The following is a 20,720-nucleotide window of genomic DNA, read 5'->3' as shown; positions in this document are numbered from 1 at the left end:
ATGTCTGTCCTTTTGTAAAGAAAATGCCGCCACTTTTACATTAAGTCAAAACAAAAGGCCGTTTATTCGGCATAATAGTCATTAATCATTTGAAGTGAGCGTTCCCATGTTAACAGCACAGCAGCAAGTTTTTGTGCAAGCTATAGAAGAGCAGAACCTTGAGCAGGTGAAGCGTCTTTTGGCGGATGGCCTGAATCCAAATTTTATCGATTTTGAAAAAGGTCCAGCGGTTTCTGTGTGGTCTGACGGCCTCTTTAAATGGTGGGAAGAAATTTGTGAAGCTTATGAAGCTGGTGCAGCTTTATCTGAAGCGCAAAAGCAGGAACGTCTGGCAGTGCATTTAGAGATTTTGGAAGCGCTGATTCAGGCCAAAGTGAATCTGCATTTATGGGATGCGGAAGAACTGTACGGTCCGCTGTGGGACGCTGCCAGTGCGGCTTGTGTGCCAGCAGTGAAGCGCTTGCTGGATGAAAAAGTGAATCCGAATACCAAAGACAGTGATGGTTTAACCATTCTTTCATCGATCAGCGATTTGTTCTTTGACTGTGATTTTGATGAAATCAATTGGTCTGAATCACTGGATGAAGAAAAGCAAACTTTAGAGCTGCTGCGCAGCCATGGCGCAAAAATGACCAAAGAATTGGTGTAATTAGAAGAGAATTTGCATGACAACAATCAAAACATTTGCATTTGCAGCCCTGACCAGTGTCAGTACATACAGTTTGGCCGCAGAGTTTTCATTTGACCGCCCCGGCACGGGCTTTGGCACGGGCATTACCCCAGTCGGCCAGCTGGCATGGGAGCAAGGTTTGCCGAGCATGAGCTATCAGGAAGGCACAGATGCTGCTGGCGCAAAAATTAAAAGCACTGCTTTAAATGGCGATATGCTGCTGCGTACGGGTTTGGCGAAAGATTTAGAGCTGCAATTGGGCTGGCAAGGCCCATCTTGGCGCAAAACCAAAGTTGCTGGGCGCAGTGTAGAAGATGACGGTTTAGGTGATGTCAGCATTGGCTTGAAAAAGGCCATTGATTTGGACGATGAAAAGCTGACCCTAGCTGTTTTGGCAGAAGCGGTGATTGCAACGGGCAATGAAGGTTTTAGCAATGAGGACGATATTTACAGCCTCAGTTCAGCGGTGGACTATGCCTATAGTGATTTGCTGAATACCTCAATCACGATGCGCTATGAGGTGCAAGACGGCAATTGGGCAGTTTCGGCGATTCCGACACTGGGGTATCAAATTTCCGGCAAATTATCGGGCTACTCTGAATTCGTATTCCGCAAAGCGGAAAGCCAAGAGTGTGAATATGCATTAGGCACAGGCCTGATTTATGCGCTGAATGACCGCATGCAGCTGGATGCCAGCATTGGCGTCGATTTAGACGGAAAAGATAAAGGCTATCAGTCAGGCTTGGGGGTATCTTACTTATTCTAAGCCGGCCTTTGAGTGTCGACGTTTAGAATATGCAGCTATATACGCTTAGGATGAGTCTCAGCATGAAGAATTGGGCATGAAAAAATTAGCTTATGGCGCTGCGGGAGCAGTACTGCTGCTGAGTGCAGGGGTGCAGGCGGACACTGCGCTACTTTCTCCAGAAGAGGCTTTTCCATTGACCGTGATGTCCAGCGCAGCGCAGCAAGCGGAACTGAGCTGGAACATTCCGCCAAATTACTATTTATATCAGCATAAAATCAGCGTGCAGCAGGGCAGCCAGCCGCTTGCCTTAAACATGCCGCCAGCTGAAAGCCTGCACGACGACAATTTTGGGCAAGTGCAGGTTTATTATGATCAGCTGCAGCTGCAGATTCCGACGCAGGCATCGCAGCAGTATCATGTGACATGGCAGGGCTGCGCCAAAGACCGGGTGTGCTATCCTCCGCAAAACATAGATTTTCAAACCGATGCAAACGGTTTGGTCAGTGTGCAGAATCATGGCAAAACAAAGCAGCTGCTGGATTTAGCCGGCGGCAGCAATCTGCAGAATACGGTATTGGAGGCTGCTCCTAGTGCATCCAGTACAACATCAGCGCCAGCAGCGGTTGCTGCAGATCAAGAAACAGCCAAAGATCAAATGTGGTCGGAAAAGCTGGCTGAAAGCTCTTTGGCTTATGGCTTGCTGCTGTTTTTTGGCCTCGGCATTCTGCTGGCCTTTACGCCATGTTCTTTACCCATGCTGCCCATTTTGACTTCTCTGATAGTTCGTGACAGCAAAGGCTTGAAAGCATGGATGATTGCGCTGACCTTTGTCTGCAGCATGGCCATGGTCTATGCGGTTTTGGGGCTGATCGCCTCATCGGCGGGGCTGAACTTTCAGCGCTGGCTGCAGCAGCCGTCGACCTTAATTGCGTTCAGCCTATTGTTTGTGGTTTTTGCCTTAAACCTATTTGGACTGTTTGAAATTAAGCTGCCGCGCGCGCTGCTGCAGCGTTTAGATCATGCACAGTCGATGCAAAAAGGCGGCAGTCTGCTGGGTGCGGGCGTAATGGGCATGATTTCCGCCTTACTGGTGGGGCCATGCATGACAGCGCCGTTGGCGGGCGCGCTGCTGTTTATTTCTCAGACGCAAAGCCAATGGCAGGGTGCATTATTGCTGTTTACTTTAGGCTTTGGCATGGGAACGCCGCTGCTTTTGGCCAGTGTTCTAGGTTCACGCATCTTGCCGAAAGCGGGCATGTGGATGAATCAGATTAAAGTGCTGTTTGCCTTTATTATGCTGGGCTTGGCGCTGTATTTTATCCGTCCGCTGCTGAGTGAAGCCTGGATGCAATGGCTGTCTCTCGCGCTGGAACTCAGTTTTGTTGGCTATGTGCTGTGGAGAATTTTAGGCCGCAGCACCTCATTCAGATGGCTGTATATTTTGGTGCTGTGCGCGGCTGTGCCTTATGCTATTTATAGCCAGTATCAGCAAAGCCAGCGCTTTTTTGCGGAGCAGGCAACTGCGCAGGCTGTATGGCATCAGGCCAGAACTGCAGCAGAATTTCAGCAGCTGCTCAGTGAAATTCCAGCAGGGCAAAAGGCAGTGATTGATGTCTATGCAGACTGGTGTGTCGCGTGCCAGCCGATTGAGCACCGCATTTTAAAATCTGCTTCTGTGCAGCAGGCCTTGGCGCCGTATTATCTGATTAAGCTGGATCTGAGCCATTACGATGAAACACATCAGGTTTTGCTGAATCAGTGGGACATTTTAGGCCCGCCTACGTATTTATTTTTGGATGAACAGCATCAGGAAGTCCGCGGACTGCGCTTAACCGGTGCGTTTACACAGGATGAATTGCTGCAGCAGCTGAAGCGGTTTTAAACTGAAAGCCTAAATCATGAGGAGCGTCATCATGCAGCTATGGATTGCCAATAAAAACTATTCGAGCTGGTCTATGCGCCCTTGGCTGGTGCTGAAGGCATTTCAGATTCCCTTTGAAGAAGTCATGGTGGAATTTTCGGCGCAGCCCAATGGCGGCGGATTTAAGCAGAAAGTGCTGGCAGTGAATCCCAATGGCAAGGTGCCAGTTTTACTCGATCAGGGGCTGGTTGTGTGGGACTCTTTGGCGATTTGTGAGTATTTGGCTGAAAAATTTCCGCATCTTGAGCTGTGGCCGTCCGATCCTGCCCTCAAGGCCCGCGCCCGCTGTATAACTGCTGAAATGCACAGCAGCTTTATGGCTTTACGAAGCCAATGCGGCATGAATATCCGCGCGCATTTAGATGAATATGGCGCCAAGCTTTGGGCTGCAGATGAAAACCTGCGTAAGGATGTGGAGCGGATTGAACAGATTTGGGCTGGACGTCCTCATCCTCAGGCTTTTTTGTGCGGGGCGTTTTCCATTGCGGATGCTTTTTATGCGCCTGTGGTGACCCGCATTAAAACCTATGGCTTGCCTGTCAGTGAATCTGCACAGCAGTATATGCAGCTGATGCTGGCGCATCCTGCGGTTCAAGCTTGGGTGCAAGGCGCTGAAGCAGAAACAGCGCGGGTTGCGTATTTAGAAGCCCAGCTTTAAATCGAAGCCGTTTCGCCCTTAGCTTCAGTATATATTTTCACTATATTTCGGCCGCCTGCTTTGGCTTCATAAAGGGCTTTGTCTGCCTGACTGAGCAAGAGCTGCGGGCGCATATCGGGCTTAGATACCGCAATGCCGAAACTGGCTGTAATTTGAATCGGCTGGTTTTCATCAGACATCAGCTGTATGTGCTGTATCGCAAGGCGGCAGCGTTCAGCGGCCTGCTGCGCCTGTTTGGTATTGGAATGATGCAAAATCAAAATGAATTCTTCACCGCCAAAGCGTCCCACCACATCTGTACCGCGCAGCTGCTGGCTCAAAATGGCGCTGACTTGGACCAGCGCTTCATCCCCTTTATGGTGCCCGTATTGATCATTGATGTGTTTAAAATGATCCAGATCGAGCAGCACGAGAGCATAGCGTTCGTCGTGCGCATCGTTTAACTGCTCAAGGCATTGATTAATGCTGCGCCGGTTAAATAGATTGGTCAATGGATCGATTTGGCTGAGCTGTTTAATCAGGCGTTCACGGTGACGCCATTGACTCAGTAAAATTTCAAATAAAATCATGCATGTGAACAAGATTGGCACAATAAAGAACAGCATGGACAGCAGCCAGAAGCCGTTGTTAAAGGCAGAGCCGTCAATTTGAAAAAGCGGCGCATAGCTGAGATAGCCGGCATAACTCAGATACGTGCATCCTGCCAAAAATAAGGTGGCTGGAATAAAGGCGCTGTAGACAATGCTGCGCGGCAGCAGCACCAAGCCGACGGTGACTAAGCTGACATAGGAAATCATCGTGGCAGGGCTGAGCGTGCCAATCACATAGCCGTCCCTGCACAGTGAAATGACAAACAGCCCGACGGAAAGAAAAGGCAGGAATTGCCGAACCCAGTGTTTATGTTGCCAAGCATAGCAAGGCCAGATCATGACCAGCAAAGAGATAAAGAATACAAAATTCATCAGCAGCTGGAACTGCACCAAAGGCACATTGACCCATTGGCCAAGGCTGGGGCTAAGCAAGACAAAGGATTTCCAGATGATCCAAGTCAAATGAACGGCTGCACCCAAAATCAGCATGAGTACGCATTTTTTGAGAATATTCCAGTTCATGATGACTTCATCTTCGAGCATATATTGAATAATTTTGTGCTTCGAAATGGCCTCACCCTTTAGCGGAAGGAGCTTCATGCGTTCGCGTACATCCTTATCATAATTCTGATTTTTTTCTTTAAGTTTATACAGATAGATTATCTTTAAACTTAAAATAACATGCTTTTCCGGCTTTGGTAACGATTATTTTTTGACTTTAGGGTCTGCGTCCACAGGCTTTAAATTGTTTCATTTTTAAAACGGTGTGTCTTAAAGCTTGGGATTATTTCATTTATAAAATTGTATACACTGCCTAACAGTTAAGAAATTAAAGCATTAGGATTTATCATGAAAGTTCTGCATATCGATTCAAGCATTATGGGCGATGCTTCTGTATCACGTCAGTTGAGCCAAGCCATTGTTGCTCAGCTCAAAGCAAAACATGCGGATGCGCAAGTTGAGCATCTGGATTTAGCGCAGCAAGCGATTCCGCATTTAACTGCTGAAATATTGATGGGCCAAAATGCAGAGCAATCTGCACTGGGTGAACAGCTGATTCAGCAGTATTTGGATGCAGATGTCGTAGTGATTGGCGCAGCAATGTATAACTTTGGCTTATCTTCTGCACTGAAAGCGTGGATTGACCGCATCAGTGTTGCTGGCAAAACCTTTAAATACACTGAAAATGGTCCAGTCGGTTTGGCGGGCGATAAAAAAGCCTACATTGCCAGCAGCCGCGGCGGTGTGTATGGCGAAAACAGCCCTGCAGACTATCAAGAAGGCCTGCTGAAAACTGTTTTCGGTTTTACTGGGGTAAATGATGTCGAAATTATTCGCGCTGAAGGCGTAAATATGGGCCCAGAGCTGAAAGATAAGGCGATGGCGGATGCGATGGAAAAAATTCAAGCCATCTAAACCTTAAAAGATCCTTCCTCAGCTGAAACCACTCCCTTTATGGATTCAGCATTTCATGGTCAGCTTCGGCTGACCATTTTTTTGCCTGCAATATCTGGATTCTTTTGGCTTAGTCGCGGTCTAAGCGGTGCGCAAATTCTGCCAGATCGGCTAAGGCGCGCTGACCTTCTTCAAACCATGCGCTGAACATCTGAAAGTTATGCCACATGCCGGTATAAATTTTAAACTCCACATCCAAACCGGCTTCTTCAGCTTTGTTTTTAAAGCGCTGCGCATCATCCAGCAAAATTTCCTTCGATCCGACCTGAACATGAATCGGCGGCAGCCCTTTTAAATCTGCAAAAAAAGGCGAAACCATTGGGTCGGCGCGGTCGATGGATTTCGGCACATAGTAATCAATACCGGTTTCCAGCGCTTCAATGCTGAGCAGGGCATCATGCTTGCGGTTGTAACGCAGTGATTCACTGCTCAGCGTCAGGTCTAAAAACGGCGACATCAAGACCAGCCCGCTGACCTGCGGCATTGCTTCCTGCTGAATCCGCAGTGCCAGCGCTAGGGCTAGATTGGCGCCGCAGGAGTCGCCGGACAGAATAATATCTTTGCTTTGCACGCCTTGATCCAGCAGCTGGCAATACACATCAAACAAGGCATCCAGCGCTTCTGGATATTGATGCTCAGGCGATAGCGGATAATCCAAGTGCAGCACCTGCATTTGCGTGCGGGCAGCGACCTGAGTCAAAAAAGCGCGGTGGGTACGCATTGAGCCTAGAAAAAAAGCGCCGCCATGAATATGGAAAATCAGCTGTGTTGATTCGCTTTGCGGTTTGAGTTCTTCGGCGCGCAGGCCAGAAAGACGCAAGGGGCGGACTTGGATATTCGGGTTTTGAGGGATGATTTTGCACAGCTGCTCCAAGGCAAAACGCAAAGTGCTGGGCGGTAAATTGAACTGGCTGGGCGCACGGATGGCGGTTTTTAAAAAACGCTCTGTGAATAATTGTTTCGTTAGCGGAGATATCTTCATGTTCCATCCATCTTTTATTTTTTTAGGGTGCAGGCTTGCTTATTTACCAACACAAGTTACAAGGTTACACTAAATGGTCACATTCAAAAATTGCAAATTTGTTGTGAGTTTTTAATAATTAAGCTGTCTATACCAGACCAGGGAAATAAACAAAAATGAAAAAAATTGCACTCGCATTAGGACTACTTGGGTTAACTGCTTTGGCTAACGCTGCAGACCCTTTAAATGGTACGACTTGGAAAACCATTGATGACAAAACCAAGCAGCCGAAAGCTATTGTGAAGTTTACTGAGCAAAAGAACGGCACGTTGACAGCCAGTATTCAGCAAATTCTGACCAAAGGCGAAGAGAATGCCTGCACCAAGTGTGAAGGCCCATATCACAACAAATCTTTGAAAGGTTTGCGTATTGTCAGCGGTCTTAAAAATTCTGGCGGCAACAAATACAATGACGGCAAAATTTTAGATCCGCAATCAGGCAAAACCTACAGCATGAAGAGTGAAATTGCAGATGGCGGCAAAAAGCTTGAAGTGCGCGGCTACATTGGCGTGTCTGCACTGGGCCGTAACCAAACTTGGATCCGCGCTAACTAATTTGTTAAGGGCTTGAGCCAGATACAAGTCTGAATAAAAAAGCCTGACATCAAGTCAGGTTTTTTTATATTTAAATAAGAGCAGTGCTTATTTTAAAGCGCGGTAAGCCGCCTCATCAAAACCGACTAGAATGCCGTGCTCGGTTTGCAGTACGGGGCGTTTAATCATGCTGCTGTGCGCGCTTAAGGTTTGAATTAAATTCGTTTCGCTGGCAAGCGCATCTTGCTGTTCAGCTTCTGTCAGCTTTTTCCATGTAGTGCCTTTTTTATTCAGAATAATTTCAGCGCCTTTGGCATCCAGCCAAGCTTTTAAGGTTTCTGCATCAATGGCCTGTTTTTTATAGTCATGAAATTCATAGGTCAAGCCTAGCTCATTGAGCAGGTCAAAAGCTTTTTTCATGGTGCTGCAGTTTTTGATGCCGTAAATCTTAAGCATTGCGGTCAGTCCTAAAATCATTCATTTTCAATGTTTACAGATTAACGAAAAATCGAGAAAAGCTCTATGCTTCTGGCCCAGCTTTAGTGTTTAAAAAATGCAGGCAGTTTGAGATTGTCATCAAAGCGACATATAAGGCTTTTAAACTGAGGATCAGAGAAGTGCAATTGGGCTGAGGCTGCCAATCATCTGAATAAAAAACCTATAGATGGTGATGAGTAGTTCGTTAGAATAAAAACACGGACTGCAGAAAAGAGAAAACCCGCATTTAATCATCCTGATCATGCGGGTCTCAGTACAACGTCCATTGTCACATCCTTGAAAAACAAGCTAAATCATTAGTTTGTTTCTGCTTTCTTCCTACGGCGTCCTATCCCTTCGTGTCATCCTGACATGTCCCTGTGCCGTGCGACAATAATGCACTGCAATCCGTGTCAGTAAAATCTGCTAAAACGGCAGGGCGTGTGCGAAATCGACCTTAATTCAGTAAACAAGTGTTTACTGAATTAAGCTGAATTTTAAAGCTTGTAGTCGATAATGACGGGTGCATGGTCACTGAACCATTCGTCTTTAAACACCCATGCATTGACTGTGCGTTCTTTCCAGTCTGGCGAGCAGGCTTGGTAATCAATACGCCAGCCCACGTTCTTCGCACGCGCTTGCCCGCGGTTGGACCACCAAGAGTAGACCTCTGCTTCTTTGCGGACTTCACGGAAGGTATCGACATAGCCTAAATCATCATAGATATGATCCAGCCAAGCGCGCTCATGTGGCAGGCAGCCTGAAGATTTTTGGTTGCCTGACCAGTTTTTAATATCAATACGCTTATGCACGATGTTGTAATCGCCGCAGACAATGATGGATTTGTCTTCATCACGCCATTGCTTCAGAATTTTTGTATATTCTTCTAAAAAGTGGTCTTTGCGTGCCTGCGCTTCATCGCCTGAAGAGCCAGACGGCAAATACAGCGAACAGATATGAGCAGATTTGCCTAAGCCTAAGTCAAATTCGGCAGTAATGAAGCGGCCTTGCGAGTCTGCCAATTCAAAGCCTAAACCGTCAGTCACCGAAATGAAGGGCAGGCGGCTGTAAATAGCGGTGCCGGCATAGCCAGCGCGCTCTGCAGGGAACAGGTGTGTGTGCCAGCCTTCGGGTTTGAATTTGTCTGTCCATTGGGCATGAGTAATGCGGCTTTCCTGCATGCAGATCACATCGGCATCAGACTGTTCTAGCCATTCCAGCAAGCCTTTAGTCACAGAAGAGCGCAAGCCGTTCACGTTAATAGATACGACTCTTAGAATTTTTTGATCACTTGGATAGCTAGTCTTTGGTATCATGCTCAGGTTTAACCTCAACTTAGAAAAATGGAGCACCCCATGACAGCGCAAGCGGCTTTTAACCCACAGGCTTTTATCGAACTCGCATTATCACGCGGTGTGCTTAAATTTGGTGAGTTTACTTTAAAATCGGGCCGTGTGAGTCCTTATTTTTTCAACGCGGGCCTGCTGAATGACGGCGAAGCTTTGTCTCTGTTGGCTTCGGGCTATGCAGCAAAATTGACAGAATGCGAAAACGTGGAAGTGATTTTTGGCCCTGCGTATAAAGGTATTCCATTTGTCGCGGCAACTGCTGTGGCATTATCGCAAAATCATGGCGTAAGCGTACCTTGGGGTTTTAACCGCAAAGAAGCTAAAGATCACGGTGAGGGCGGTGTACTGGTTGGCGCATCAGTTGCGGGAAAAAAGGTCTGGATCATTGATGATGTGATCACCGCAGGTACAGCAATCCGTGAAGTGGTGACTATTTTGAAAAATGCAGGCGCGCAAATTGCGGGTGTATTGGTGGCGCTGGATCGTCAGGAAAAAGGTCAAGGTACGCTTTCTGCGATTCAAGAAGTGCAAAAAGAACTTGAAATTCCAGTGCATGCATTAATTACCATGAAAGATTTAATGGACTATCTAGATGCTAAAGGTGAAAAAGAGGCTTTGGCTAAAATGGATGCTTACCGTGTGAAATACGGTATCTAAGATTTTTTAGATTTTAAGGTTGTGAAAAAGGAAGCGGAAGCTTCCTTTTTTGATTCTGCCATTTAATCGTGTCATATGGAGTTTGTTCAATTTTTGAAGCAAGACGTATCGGTAGAAACGATACAGGGGATTAATTAATCGATTTGAGTTGGATTTAAATTCAGCCAACTATATCAATCGTGATTATACGAAGAAGGAGTTGGAATAATCATGGCTGATACATTTTATAACCCTGTTTCGACTTATTTTGGAGCAGGTTCGCTGAGCAATATTAAAGCGCTGACTGAGAATCAAACGGTCACTTTAGTGACCTTTCCTGAAGCCAAAAGCCTAGGTTTAATTGAAAAGATTAAGTTGCTTTTAGGCGATCGGCTGATTCATATCATTGATGATGTACAGCCCAATCCAGATGTTTCCCAGTTAAAAGAAACCTATGAGAATTTTTGGCGCACATTTGAACATTGCGATACTGTGCTGGCAGTTGGCGGCGGAAGTTCGATTGATACTGCGAAGGCGTTAATTGTAGGTACGGAAACTGGACAATTTGAAGACTTATTGGCATTACTGTCGACTGGCAAAGCATTTGCTCCAGCAAGATGCAAAAAGCTGATTGCTGTTCCAACCACAGCCGGGACAGGGAGTGAAGTCACCCCATGGGCGACCATTTGGGACAGTCAGCAGCAAAAGAAATACTCATTGCACTTAGATTGCACATGGCCAACTGCGGCGATTGTGGACCCCGATTTAATGCTGACTATTCCAAAATCCATCACTATTTCAACGGGGTTAGATGCATTATCTCATGCTTTAGAGTCCATTTGGAATGTAAACGCCAACCCCATATCTGATACTTTTGCAATTTCGGCAGTTAAAGAAATTTTTGAATGCCTGCCTCAATTATCCCATGACTTACTTAACGCTGAATTGCGTTCACGTATGGCTTTGGCGGCATTGAAAGCAGGGATTGCCTTTTCAAATACCAAAACAGCATTAGCGCATTCCATTTCTTATGAAATGACTCTGCGTTACGGCTTGCCGCATGGTATTGCTTGTTCATTTACGTTGCCTTACGTACTGGGTTTGGCATGGGGAAAAAACAAGCATAGAGACATAGTGCTGCAGGAGTTATTTGGTCCGAACCTGCAAGATGCTCAAGCCTCTTTATTAGAATTATTAAATCAGCTCAATGTTAAAACGGAATTCAGTGACTACGGCGTAAATGAAGACGAACAAAGGGAAATCGTGAATTATGCCCTGCAAGGCGCGCGCGGCAAAAATTTCATAGGAGCCGATGCCTCATAAGCCAAGATTAATCAGCGTGAAAAGTTTCTAAATCTACACACTCTATATGGATATAGCTTCTGGCCTTTTTCAAGGCAAAGAAGATATGAGAAGAAGGAAAAAGAATCATGGATCGAACGCACTATCCTGCTGCGTTAGCAGACAACAATACCCCTGCATTTCGTAAAGCGCAGTGGCGTATGCTGTTTGCAGCAATGTTTTGCTATTTATTTTTTTATACAGGCCGGCAAACTTTTGGTTTTGCTATTCCAGGCATTCAGGCCGAATTCGGTTTGAGCAGTGCATCTTTGGGCTGGATTTCGGCAAGTATGCTGTGGGCGTATGCTATTGGGCAAGCCATTAACGGCAACCTTGCAGATAAATATGGCGGAAGAAAAATCATGACCACAGGCGCCGTGCTTTCATGCGGTGCAAATTGGATTGTGAGTTTTGCCAGCGGTTTTATGAGCTTAATTATTCCTTGGGCAGCAAATGGATATTTGCAGGCTTTGGGATGGGCGCCAGGCAGCCGCCTGCTATCGAACTGGTGGAGTGCTTCTGAACGCGGTAAGGTTTACGGTTTCTATGTTTTTGCTGCCGGCTGTGCATCTATTTTATCGTATGTCACTTCTGTGGTTGTGATTGAAGTTCTTCACCTTGAATGGCGCTGGATCTTCCGTTTACCTGTACTGCTAATGCTTGCGGGCGGGATTTTATTCTATTTTATTGCGCGTGAACGGCCAGAAGATCTGGGGTTTAAACCTTTAGAAAATACGGGTGTGGCGAACGAGGAAGATAAAGCCCAAGAAGCTGCAGATAATGCGGATGAAGAAACGTCATTGCAGCGTTACAAGGCAGTTTTGAAAAATGCAAAATTAATCATTGCCGCGGTATCGTTAGGTTTTCAAAATGCCGCACGCTATGGGTTAATTATTTGGGTTCCAGTTCATTTCTTAGGATCTGACTGGAAAACAGGAGATGGCGGCATTGACCCGAAGTGGATCACAATTGCCTTACCTGTGGGGATGGCAGCAGGCGCACTCAGCAATGGCTGGGTATCGGATAAGTTATTCGGATCTAAACGCTATCTTGCCATCATGCTTTATATGGCTTTAGGCGCGCTGACCAGTCTTTGGATGTGGAGCTTGCCAATTCACAGCACCATGGCCATTGGCGCACTATTTTTATGCGGTTTCTTTGTTTACGGCCCTGCTTCCAGTTTTTGGGCATTATGTCCTGACCTAGTTGGGTCTAAGCGTGCAGGGACTGCAACAGGAGTGATGAATTTCTCATCTTATCTGTTTGCAGGTCTAGCTGAACCGCTAATTGGGAAGATTTTGGATCATACCGGCAACACATCTCTGATTTTCATGATTGTGACCATTGCCTGTGTGTGCAGCGCCGCAGTGGCATTGTTTGTAAGACGTTAAGTTTGAATTACAGGGAGTTTGAAAATGCATCAATATCATAAATGGCTGCGTTCCTTTTATGCTGTAGCGTACAAAGGCAGTTTTACTGCAGCCGCAGAATATTTAAGCATTGGACAGCCGACTGTAAGTGAACAGGTCAAAGCCCTAGAAAAAGTCTACAAAGTTGAACTTTTTCATAGAAACGGCGGCTTCATTGAAATGAGCATTGCAGGGCAGCAGCTCTATGAGATTGCTAAGCCGCTGTTTAAACTGGAAGAAGAAGCCATTCATTTATTGCAAAGCTTTCAGCAGAAAAAAGGTGGGATGTTTCGTATTGGTGCAGTATCACCACCTATCGCAATGGAGCTGACTTATAAATTGCGTATGGAATATCCAGATATCGATTTTAAAACCTCGTTTTATTCAGCATCGGGAACTTTGGAAAAGCTGCGTGACTTTGATATTGATATTGCAATTTTAGCCCGCCCTGCATTTGAAGAGGATCTTTACACCCAAGTGTATAAGCGCTATCCGATTATTGCTGTGGTGCGGGATGATCATCCTTGGGTGAAAGAAAAGTCCATTTCCGTACAGCAGATACAAAACGAAAACATGGTATTGCGGGAGCACGGTTCCCAAACTCGCTTTCAAGTTGAAAAGGTCTGTGATCAGGCCGGCATTTCGATGAATTGCGTGATGCAGCTGAATAGCCGTGAAGCGATTTTTCATGCCATTTCTCAAGGAGTCGGCATTGGCTTTGTAGCGGAAGTGGAATATGTGGAGATGCCAAACCTGAGGCCAGTTCACTTTGTAGACCACCCTTTTTATATCGAATACCGTTTGTGCTGTTTAAGCATTCGAAAAGATCGAGCAATGATTTCAGATGTATTCAAACAGCATGTTCTAGCTATTCACGATTCAACATAATTTTTTAAATGGAGTTATCTATATGAAATATGAACAACCGACGCAGCTTCAGGCCGTCATTCTAGATTGGGCAGGCACTGTAGTAGACTTTGGCTCATTTGCGCCGACACAAATTTTTGTGGAAGCATTTCGTGAGTTTGGTGTTGAGGTTTCACTGGAGGAGTCCAGAGGCCCGATGGGAATGGGTAAATGGGATCATATTCGAACGCTGTGCAATATTCCTGAAATTGCAGAACGTTACCGCGCTAAATTTGGCAGAATTCCAACTGATGACGATGTCACCGATATTTATAATCGCTTTATGCCGTTACAAATTGAAAAAATTGCCGTGCATTCGGCTTTAATTCCCGGCGCTTTGGACGCAATCTCACTTCTGAGAGGCAAGGGGCTGAAGATCGGCACATGCTCAGGCTATCCAAAAGTGGTCATGGATAAAGTGGTAGAGCTGGCGGGAAAAAATGGCTATATCCCAGATCATGTTGTGGCGACTGATGAAGTGCCAAATGGCCGGCCTTATCCAGCCCAATCTTTGCAGAACGTGATTGCTTTGGGCATCAGTGACGTTTCAGCTTGTGTGAAAGTAGATGATACTTGGCCAGGGATTTTAGAAGGTCGCAGTGCAGGCATGTGGACAGTTGCTTTAACCTGTTCGGGCAATGCACTTGGCCTGAGCTATGAAGAATATAAAAATTTAGATGCCGTGGAGTTAGACAAAGAGCGCGTGCGTATCAGCAAAATTTTTGAAGATTCTAAGCCACATTATTTAATTGACACAATTGCGGAATTGCCCGCTGTGATTGATGATATTAATAGTCGTCTTGCAAAAGGTGAAATGCCGCAGTGCTCTTAATGTTTTTATTATTAATTGAATGAAATGGTTCTCTATCCAGAGTCTGAGCTTTGGGTAGGGAGCTTAATTAATATCGAGTAAGAATATGCAGAATCAATTAACCACTTTGTGCGGTGTAAATGATTTACTTAGATTTCGTTTGCAGAAATACGAAGGCAGGACGTTAACGGTAAAGTATGCTTTGTACACACGGAAATTTGATTTATTAGAGTCGAAACTGAAGCAGATTATAATTCAAAATGATCAAATCAGCACTCAGTCAGCATCTAAAAAAAGCTTTAGACAGCTGATCACATATTTTAAAAATAAAACGCAAATTTTAGATTTAGAATATTTGTTAAAACAGTGTCTTCAAAGCCGAAAGCGTATGATCGAGGCTTTTTATGTGGATCAATCAATTTATAGATCATTAGGCTATAGTCCATCACGTGTCGATGAGTGTGGTTTGGATAAAGCAATCTCAGAAATAGAATGTGTCATCTTATTCTGCGAATGCCTGTTTCAACACATTAAATATTCATAATTGAAAAATAGCTTTATTTCCTATTAATTTAAAAATGTAAAATTATTTTTAATTATACTTTTTGGGCCTTCATTTTTTTTATTATAATATGATTGATAAAGAGTAAATTAAATAATTTTGTATAACGTGTATTATATTCATTTTAGATTTTATTTGATGATTGATTTTGTGGGAGAGTTTTTTAAACATAAATTTCTAGCTTTACTTTTTTAATGATATTCATGCCGTTGTTCATATGGAAGTGTAGTTCAGACAATATGGAAAATGAAGAATATATTAATAATATTGTTTCGAGTGACTCTGTGATTCTAAGTAAATATGATGTGGTGCAAGATTATCATATTGTTAAGGAAAGTTACTCTATAAATAGTTAAGTTTATTATATAGTTTATATTGATGGTAATAAAAAAAATCTGGTACTGCTTGGATTTCTTTATATAAAGATGAATATGGAAAAATTAAAAAGTATATTATTAAGTAACTTAATAGACACCAATTTTCTAGCTACCTTTTAGTTATTTAAATTGGCTATTTAACATAAAATCTCTTATACGAAACCATCTTCATCATATTTTTTACATTCCAGCATCATGCCCAGCTTTTCATTCCGTCCTTGCTCCGTTATGACCCAAGGACGGTTCTGCCAAGGCGGATTATGCCGTACATGCTGAGTGTGGCGGCAGGCAAGCTGCGCAAACCAGTGGCCTTCTTCATCTTGATCAAATTCAATAATTGCTTGCTGCATATAGGTTTTATTCCACTTCAAAAGAACTGATAAAGCTTTACTGAAATTCAGAAAAACAAAAGAATAATCTCCGTTATACTCCTAAGCAGATTATTTTTAAAAGAGCGAAAATATGCGCGTACTTGTGGTGATGGATCCCATCGAAAATGTAAACCTAAAAAAAGATTCAACAATGGCTATGCTGTGGGCAGCCGCCCGCCGCGGCCATGAATTGGGTTATGCATTGCAGCAGGACTTATACATCGATCACGGCAAGGCATTTGGTTTAATCGCGCCTTTAAACGTCTTTGAAGATTACAATCACTACTATGAACTGGGCGAAAAGAAAAAAGAATCCATTGCAGCCTATGATGTCGTATTGATGCGCAAAGACCCGCCGTTTGACATGAACTTTGTCTACACCACATATATTTTAGAACAGGCAGAGCGTGAAGGCGCGTGGATTATCAATAAACCGCAAAGCCTGCGTGACTGCAACGAAAAACTGTTTGCGACTCAGTTCCCTGAACTGCAAGTGCCCACCTTGGTGACTTCACAGCAAAGCCTGATCCGCGAATTTTTAAAAGAACAGGGCGATGTGATTGTCAAACCGCTAGACGGCATGGGCGGCATGGGTATTTTCCGCTTATACCAAGATGGAGTGAATATTGGCTCAACCATTGAAATTCTGACCGATAACGGCACACAGCCGATTATGGCGCAGCGCTATATTCCAGAAATTGTCGATGGCGATAAGCGCATTCTGATGATCAATGGCGAGGCAGTGCCTTACTGTTTGGCGCGTATTCCTCAAAATGGCGAAGTGCGCGGCAACTTGGCTGCAGGCGGGCTAGGTGAAGCACGTCCACTCACAGAAAATGATAAAGCCATTGCGGCAAAAGTCGGGCCGTTCTTGCGTGAAAAAGGTTTGATATTTGTCGGTTTAGATGTGATTGGCAACTATGTGACAGAAATTAATGTCACCAGCCCAACCTGTATCCGTGAAATTGATGCGCAATTCAGCATGTCCATTGCAGATGATCTGTTCGCCGTGCTGGAAAAAGGCCGAAATGCTTAAATGCAGGGCCTTTCAAAAGAGCTCGAAAGAGCTCTTTTTTTATCTTATTAGAAAGCGCTTAATGATAGAGCAGGTGAAAAATGAGGGCAGTATTGAACTAAAATGGTGTAAAAATGTATAAAATTTGACAATTTAGCACGATTAATAATAAAACTAGTTTAAACTTGAAAATCTGCAGAAAAAAACAATGGTGCAGTCGGTGAAAACCCGTAAATAAACTTTCACGGCAATGCGTTTGTGATTACAATTGTCTGCTTATAAAGACTCATACTAGCCTTATTTAAATTGAAGAATTAGACCGTGACTGATGCACAGCTAAAACAGCCTAAACATGTAATGATGATGGCCGCAGGAACGGGCGGCCATGTGTTCCCAGCTTTGGCCGTAGCAAAGGAATTACAGCAAAAAGGCATTGAAGTGTCTTGGCTGGCAACGCCGGCAGGCATGGAAAATCGGCTGCTGAAAAACCACAATATCCCGATTTATCAAATTGACATTCAAGGCGTGCGCGGCAATGGCATTGTGCGCAAAGTCTTGGCGCCCTTTAAAATTCTAAAAGCAACGCTTAGCGCAATGCGCTATATGAAGCAGCTGAAAGTTGACGCTGTTGCCGGCTTTGGCGGCTATGTGGCAGGTCCCGGCGGTTTGGCTGCCCGCGCTTTGGGTATTCCTGTGATTATTCACGAGCAAAATGCAGTTGCCGGTTTTACCAATACTCAGCTGTCGCGGATTGCCAAAACAGTCTGTGAAGCTTTTCCAAATACCTTTCCTGCACAAGATAAAGTCGTTGCAACAGGCAATCCTGTGCGCAAGGAAATCACTGAAATTTTAAATCCGTCTTGGCGCTATCAAGAGCGTGAAAAGGCGGGGCTGCCGCTGCGTATTTTAATTGTGGGCGGATCATTAGGCGCGCGCGCATTAAATGAATGCGTGCCGGAAGCATTAAAGCAGCTGAATGTGCCTTTAAGCGTGTTTCATCAATGCGGACAAAATAACGCAGAAACTACGCAGGCCCGCTATGCTGATGCGCCTGAATTTTTAAAAGTTGAAGTTTCACCTTTTATTGAAGATATGGCGCAAGCCTATTCAGATGCAGACCTGATTATTTGCCGTGCTGGCGCTTTGACCGTAACGGAAATTGCAACAGCGGGTTTGGCTGCCGTTTTTGTGCCGCTGCCAAGCGCTGTAGATGATCATCAAACTGCAAATGCCAAATTCCTGGCAGACATTCAGGCTGCGAAAATTTGCCCGCAGGCTCAAATGACCCCAGAAAGTTTAACTGCATTGCTGCAGCCGCTGATGAACCGCCAGCTATTACAGGAAATGGCAGTCAAAGCGCGCCGTCAAGCACAGCCAGATGCTGCGCAGCATGTCGTTCGTTTAATTCAAGAATTGTAAACCGAGTAATTTATGTCTCCTTCAAGTCCTGCTGAGCAAGCGAAAAAGTTAATTAAAGTGCCAGAAATGCGCCGTATCAAACACATTCATTTTGTGGGGATTGGCGGTGCAGGCATGTGCGGTATTGCAGAAGTCTTGAAGAACCAAGGCTATAAAGTATCGGGTTCAGACATTAAAGCGTCAAAAACGACTGCGCAGCTGGAAGAAAACGGCATTAAAGTCTATATCGGCCATACCGCGGAAAATATTCTAGATGCGAATGTATTGGTTGTATCGACAGCGATTGATCCAGAAAATCCAGAAATCAAAGCTGCCATTGATGGACGGGTGCCTGTGGTTCGCCGTGCAGAAATGCTGGGTGAATTGATGCGCTACCGTCACGGTATTGCTGTTGCGGGTACGCATGGCAAAACCACGACCACTAGTCTGGTGACCTGCATGCTTGCAGAAGAAAACATGGACCCGACTTACGTGATTGGCGGATTGCTGAACCGTACAGGTGTCAATGCTGCATTGGGCGCGAGCCGTTTTATTGTGGCTGAAGCGGATGAGTCAGATGCGTCCTTCTTATTTTTGCAGCCAATGGCTGCTATTGTGACCAACATTGATGCCGACCATATGGATACCTATGGCGGCAGCTTTGATGTCCTAAAAGACACTTTTGTGCAGTTCCTGCAAAAGCTTCCATTCTATGGCTTAGCTGTTGTTTGCGGCGATGATGCCAATATCCGTGAAATCATGCCGCGCATTGGCCGTCCATTGCTGACCTATGGCTTTCATGAAGACAATGACATCCGTGCGGTAGATGTAGAGCAGGACGGTATGCAGTCGCATTTTACGGTGCTGCGTAAAGACCGTGAACCGCTGCGTTTAACCATTAATATGCCGGGCGCGCACAACATTCTAAACGCATTGGCCGCCATCGGCATTGCCACAGATGAAGGCGTGTCTGATGCAGCCATTGCGCGCGCATTGGAAGGCTTTAGCGGTGTAGGCCGCCGTTTCCAAGTTCAGGGTCAATTTGCGCTGGAAGCGGGTGATGTGAAGCTGGTGGATGACTATGGCCACCATCCTAAAGAAGTTGAAGCAACCATTAAAGCAGCCCGCGCCAGCCATCCGGACCGCCGTTTGGTCATGATGTTCCAGCCGCACCGCTACAGCCGTACCCGTGACTGTTTTGATGATTTTGTTGATGTATTGTCACAAGTTGATCAATTGCTTCTGCTGGAAGTTTATTCTGCGGGAGAGAAACCGATTGTTGGCGCTGACAGCCGCGCTTTGGCGCGAAGCATCCGCCTGCGCGGTGAGGTTGAGCCGATTCTGATTGATCCTGTAGAAGGCAACCTTCAGAACGCGATGAAAAAAGTGTTACAAGCAGGTGACTTGTTATTAACACAGGGCGCAGGTAATGTGGGAGCTATCTCAATTGAGCTGGCTCAAAACAGCCTATATTTAAAATAAGCATCCTCAGATGCGATTTTGAGTAAATCGACCAATTTTAAAGTTTAAGGATATAAACGTGTCAAATGCTTCAAAGTTCGGCAAAGTTGCCGTTTTGTTTGGTGGTAAATCTGCTGAACGCGGGGTTTCTCTAGATAGCGGTAACGCGGTACTTGAAGCATTGGTGCGCTCAGGGGTAAATGCGGAAGGTTTTGATCCGCAAGAGCGCAGTATCACTGAGCTTGTGGCCTATGACCGCGCATTTATTGTGCTGCATGGCCGCGGCGGTGAAGATGGCCAGATTCAAGGCGCTTTGGAGTGGCTGAATCTTCCGTATACAGGCACTGGCGTACAGGGTTCTGCGATCGGCATGGACAAGGTGAAAACCAAGCAGGTTTGGCAAGGTTCAGAATTGCCGACAGCGCCGTACCGTATTGTCAGCAAAGATTCAGACCTGAATGAAATTGTGAACAGCATTGGTTTGCCGTTCATTATTAAGCCTGTGCATGAAGGTTCAAGCATTGGCATGAGCAAAGTTGAAAAAATTGAAGACTTTGCAGATGCGATTGAAAAGGCGACTGAACACGATGCAGTGGTCATGGCTGAAAAGTGGATCACAGGCCGTGAATTTACGATTGTGATCTTAAATGGTCAGGCTTTGCCGGTGATTCGTTTAGAACCGCCAAAAGATGTTGCGTTTTACGATTATGAAGCAAAATACAACCGCAATGATGTGCAGTACGGTATTCCATGCGGCTTGTCTGAAGATGAAGAAAAACGCCTGCAAGCGCTGTGTTTACGCGCATTTCAGGCTGTTGGCGCAAGCGGCTGGGGCCGTATTGATGCCATGCAGGATGAAAATGGCAATTTCTGGCTGCTTGAAGTCAATACGGTACCGGGTATGACCAGCCACTCTTTAGTGCCGAAAGCGGCTAAAGCGGTCGGTCTGGACTTTGATCAGCTTTGTGTTGCTATTTTAGAGCAGACACTGACGGGCACGGCTCACTAAGA

General features: G+C 45.3%; 21 protein-coding genes. 16 read left to right on the top strand and 5 right to left on the bottom strand.

Going from position 1 to position 20,720, the window contains the following annotated elements; translation table 11 throughout:
• Positions 1–106: 106 nt before the first annotated feature.
• The 4 genes from B9T34_RS02715 to B9T34_RS02700 all read left to right on the top strand — a co-directional run bounded on the left by B9T34_RS02715 (position 107) and on the right by B9T34_RS02700 (position 3,997).
• A complete protein-coding gene (locus B9T34_RS02715) occupies positions 107–649 on the top strand; it encodes an ankyrin repeat domain-containing protein (protein WP_086211603.1) in 543 nt (180 codons plus the stop codon).
• Positions 650–665: 16 nt separating this feature from the next.
• Entirely contained in the window at positions 666–1,436 is a 771-nt protein-coding gene (locus B9T34_RS02710; RefSeq protein WP_086211602.1) for a transporter, read from the top strand.
• 76 nt (positions 1,437–1,512) lie between these two features.
• Positions 1,513–3,300 carry a protein-disulfide reductase DsbD gene (gene dsbD, locus B9T34_RS02705; RefSeq protein WP_086211601.1) on the top strand — a complete coding sequence of 596 codons (1,788 nt, stop codon included), beginning with the start codon at positions 1,513–1,515 and terminating at the stop codon, positions 3,298–3,300.
• 31 nt (positions 3,301–3,331) lie between these two features.
• Positions 3,332–3,997, top strand: a complete 666-nt coding sequence (locus B9T34_RS02700) for a glutathione S-transferase family protein (RefSeq protein WP_086211600.1) — start codon at positions 3,332–3,334, stop codon at positions 3,995–3,997.
• On the opposite strand, the gene B9T34_RS02695 is transcribed toward B9T34_RS02700, so the two are convergent.
• On the bottom strand, positions 3,994–5,187 hold the full coding sequence (locus B9T34_RS02695; protein WP_213034146.1) for a GGDEF domain-containing protein: 1,194 nt from the start codon (positions 5,185–5,187) through the stop codon (positions 3,994–3,996). The genes B9T34_RS02700 and B9T34_RS02695 overlap by 4 nt on opposite strands.
• A 249-nt stretch (positions 5,188–5,436) precedes the next feature.
• Between B9T34_RS02695 and B9T34_RS02690 the strand changes: the two genes are divergently transcribed.
• On the top strand, positions 5,437–6,003 hold the full coding sequence (locus tag B9T34_RS02690; protein ID WP_086211599.1) for an FMN-dependent NADH-azoreductase: 567 nt from the start codon (positions 5,437–5,439) through the stop codon (positions 6,001–6,003).
• Between the two features lie 109 nt (positions 6,004–6,112).
• Here B9T34_RS02690 and B9T34_RS02685 read toward each other — a convergent pair whose 3' ends face one another.
• Positions 6,113–7,024: an alpha/beta hydrolase gene (locus B9T34_RS02685; protein ID WP_086211598.1), complete on the bottom strand. Its 912-nt coding sequence runs from the start codon at positions 7,022–7,024 to the stop codon at positions 6,113–6,115.
• A gap of 155 nt (positions 7,025–7,179) precedes the next feature.
• On the opposite strand from B9T34_RS02685, the gene B9T34_RS02680 reads away from it, so the two are divergent.
• A complete protein-coding gene (locus B9T34_RS02680; RefSeq protein WP_086211597.1) occupies positions 7,180–7,617 on the top strand; it encodes a DUF2147 domain-containing protein in 438 nt (145 codons plus the stop codon).
• Positions 7,618–7,704: 87 nt separating this feature from the next.
• Here the strand turns inward: B9T34_RS02680 and B9T34_RS02675 are convergent, their stop codons facing one another.
• Both B9T34_RS02675 and B9T34_RS02670 read right to left on the bottom strand, forming a co-directional pair.
• Positions 7,705–8,052, bottom strand: a complete 348-nt coding sequence (locus tag B9T34_RS02675; protein WP_086211662.1) for a Spx/MgsR family RNA polymerase-binding regulatory protein — start codon at positions 8,050–8,052, stop codon at positions 7,705–7,707.
• 518 nt (positions 8,053–8,570) lie between these two features.
• Positions 8,571–9,389 (bottom strand): exodeoxyribonuclease III, encoded by an 819-nt coding sequence (locus tag B9T34_RS02670; RefSeq protein ID WP_086211596.1) that lies wholly within the window; start codon positions 9,387–9,389, stop codon positions 8,571–8,573.
• 39 nt (positions 9,390–9,428) lie between these two features.
• On the opposite strand from B9T34_RS02670, the gene pyrE reads away from it, so the two are divergent.
• The 6 genes from pyrE to B9T34_RS02640 all read left to right on the top strand — a co-directional run bounded on the left by pyrE (position 9,429) and on the right by B9T34_RS02640 (position 15,069).
• A complete protein-coding gene (gene pyrE, locus B9T34_RS02665) occupies positions 9,429–10,079 on the top strand; it encodes an orotate phosphoribosyltransferase (protein WP_086211595.1) in 651 nt (216 codons plus the stop codon).
• 210 nt (positions 10,080–10,289) lie between these two features.
• On the top strand, positions 10,290–11,381 hold the full coding sequence (gene psrA, locus B9T34_RS02660) for an iron-containing alcohol dehydrogenase PsrA (RefSeq protein ID WP_086211594.1): 1,092 nt from the start codon (positions 10,290–10,292) through the stop codon (positions 11,379–11,381).
• Positions 11,382–11,488: 107 nt separating this feature from the next.
• Complete coding sequence (locus tag B9T34_RS02655) at positions 11,489–12,790, top strand: MFS transporter (protein ID WP_086211593.1); 1,302 nt, start codon at positions 11,489–11,491, stop codon at positions 12,788–12,790.
• A gap of 24 nt (positions 12,791–12,814) precedes the next feature.
• The gene (locus B9T34_RS02650) at positions 12,815–13,696 is read left to right on the top strand and encodes a LysR substrate-binding domain-containing protein (RefSeq protein WP_086211592.1); all 882 of its coding nucleotides are present in this window, start codon (positions 12,815–12,817) and stop codon (positions 13,694–13,696) included.
• A 22-nt stretch (positions 13,697–13,718) separates the two neighbouring features.
• Complete coding sequence (gene phnX, locus B9T34_RS02645) at positions 13,719–14,546, top strand: phosphonoacetaldehyde hydrolase (RefSeq protein WP_086211591.1); 828 nt, start codon at positions 13,719–13,721, stop codon at positions 14,544–14,546.
• Positions 14,547–14,631: 85 nt separating this feature from the next.
• Positions 14,632–15,069 carry a hypothetical protein gene (locus tag B9T34_RS02640; protein WP_086211590.1) on the top strand — a complete coding sequence of 146 codons (438 nt, stop codon included), beginning with the start codon at positions 14,632–14,634 and terminating at the stop codon, positions 15,067–15,069.
• A 547-nt stretch (positions 15,070–15,616) separates the two neighbouring features.
• On the opposite strand, the gene B9T34_RS02635 is transcribed toward B9T34_RS02640, so the two are convergent.
• Entirely contained in the window at positions 15,617–15,814 is a 198-nt protein-coding gene (locus tag B9T34_RS02635) for a DUF3565 domain-containing protein (protein WP_086211589.1), read from the bottom strand.
• Positions 15,815–15,926: 112 nt separating this feature from the next.
• Here B9T34_RS02635 and gshB point away from each other — a divergent pair, with 112 nt between their 5' ends.
• The 4 genes from gshB to B9T34_RS02615 all read left to right on the top strand — a co-directional run bounded on the left by gshB (position 15,927) and on the right by B9T34_RS02615 (position 20,718).
• The gene (gene gshB, locus B9T34_RS02630; protein WP_086211588.1) at positions 15,927–16,871 is read left to right on the top strand and encodes a glutathione synthase; all 945 of its coding nucleotides are present in this window, start codon (positions 15,927–15,929) and stop codon (positions 16,869–16,871) included.
• Between the two features lie 300 nt (positions 16,872–17,171).
• Positions 17,172–18,269 (top strand): undecaprenyldiphospho-muramoylpentapeptide beta-N-acetylglucosaminyltransferase, encoded by a 1,098-nt coding sequence (gene murG / locus B9T34_RS02625; RefSeq protein ID WP_086211587.1) that lies wholly within the window; start codon positions 17,172–17,174, stop codon positions 18,267–18,269.
• Positions 18,270–18,281: 12 nt separating this feature from the next.
• Positions 18,282–19,730: a UDP-N-acetylmuramate--L-alanine ligase gene (murC, locus tag B9T34_RS02620; protein WP_086211586.1), complete on the top strand. Its 1,449-nt coding sequence runs from the start codon at positions 18,282–18,284 to the stop codon at positions 19,728–19,730.
• A 58-nt stretch (positions 19,731–19,788) separates the two neighbouring features.
• Positions 19,789–20,718 carry a D-alanine--D-alanine ligase gene (locus B9T34_RS02615; protein ID WP_086211585.1) on the top strand — a complete coding sequence of 310 codons (930 nt, stop codon included), beginning with the start codon at positions 19,789–19,791 and terminating at the stop codon, positions 20,716–20,718.
• Positions 20,719–20,720 lie beyond the last annotated feature (2 nt).

It is taken from the genome of Acinetobacter sp. ANC 3813, assembly GCF_002135435.1.
GTDB lineage: Bacteria > Pseudomonadota > Gammaproteobacteria > Pseudomonadales > Moraxellaceae > Acinetobacter.
Note: the sequence above shows the minus strand (reverse complement) of the source record. Positions and strands in the feature narration are given on the sequence as shown.

Bases quoted from the DNA above. Each gene is read 5' to 3' on its own strand.
- B9T34_RS02715 (WP_086211603.1), top strand. From the start codon at position 107: ATGTTAACAGCACAGCAGCAAGTTTTTGTGCAAGCTATAGAAGAGCAG.
- B9T34_RS02710 (WP_086211602.1), top strand. From the start codon at position 666: ATGACAACAATCAAAACATTTGCATTTGCAGCCCTGACCAGTGTCAGT.
- dsbD (WP_086211601.1), top strand. From the start codon at position 1,513: ATGAAAAAATTAGCTTATGGCGCTGCGGGAGCAGTACTGCTGCTGAGT.
- B9T34_RS02700 (WP_086211600.1), top strand. From the start codon at position 3,332: ATGCAGCTATGGATTGCCAATAAAAACTATTCGAGCTGGTCTATGCGC.
- B9T34_RS02695 (WP_213034146.1), bottom strand. From the start codon at position 5,187: ATGAAGCTCCTTCCGCTAAAGGGTGAGGCCATTTCGAAGCACAAAATT.
- B9T34_RS02690 (WP_086211599.1), top strand. From the start codon at position 5,437: ATGAAAGTTCTGCATATCGATTCAAGCATTATGGGCGATGCTTCTGTA.
- B9T34_RS02685 (WP_086211598.1), bottom strand. From the start codon at position 7,024: ATGAAGATATCTCCGCTAACGAAACAATTATTCACAGAGCGTTTTTTA.
- B9T34_RS02680 (WP_086211597.1), top strand. From the start codon at position 7,180: ATGAAAAAAATTGCACTCGCATTAGGACTACTTGGGTTAACTGCTTTG.
- B9T34_RS02675 (WP_086211662.1), bottom strand. From the start codon at position 8,052: ATGCTTAAGATTTACGGCATCAAAAACTGCAGCACCATGAAAAAAGCT.
- B9T34_RS02670 (WP_086211596.1), bottom strand. From the start codon at position 9,389: ATGATACCAAAGACTAGCTATCCAAGTGATCAAAAAATTCTAAGAGTC.
- pyrE (WP_086211595.1), top strand. From the start codon at position 9,429: ATGACAGCGCAAGCGGCTTTTAACCCACAGGCTTTTATCGAACTCGCA.
- psrA (WP_086211594.1), top strand. From the start codon at position 10,290: ATGGCTGATACATTTTATAACCCTGTTTCGACTTATTTTGGAGCAGGT.
- B9T34_RS02655 (WP_086211593.1), top strand. From the start codon at position 11,489: ATGGATCGAACGCACTATCCTGCTGCGTTAGCAGACAACAATACCCCT.
- B9T34_RS02650 (WP_086211592.1), top strand. From the start codon at position 12,815: ATGCATCAATATCATAAATGGCTGCGTTCCTTTTATGCTGTAGCGTAC.
- phnX (WP_086211591.1), top strand. From the start codon at position 13,719: ATGAAATATGAACAACCGACGCAGCTTCAGGCCGTCATTCTAGATTGG.
- B9T34_RS02640 (WP_086211590.1), top strand. From the start codon at position 14,632: ATGCAGAATCAATTAACCACTTTGTGCGGTGTAAATGATTTACTTAGA.
- B9T34_RS02635 (WP_086211589.1), bottom strand. From the start codon at position 15,814: ATGCAGCAAGCAATTATTGAATTTGATCAAGATGAAGAAGGCCACTGG.
- gshB (WP_086211588.1), top strand. From the start codon at position 15,927: ATGCGCGTACTTGTGGTGATGGATCCCATCGAAAATGTAAACCTAAAA.
- murC (WP_086211586.1), top strand. From the start codon at position 18,282: ATGTCTCCTTCAAGTCCTGCTGAGCAAGCGAAAAAGTTAATTAAAGTG.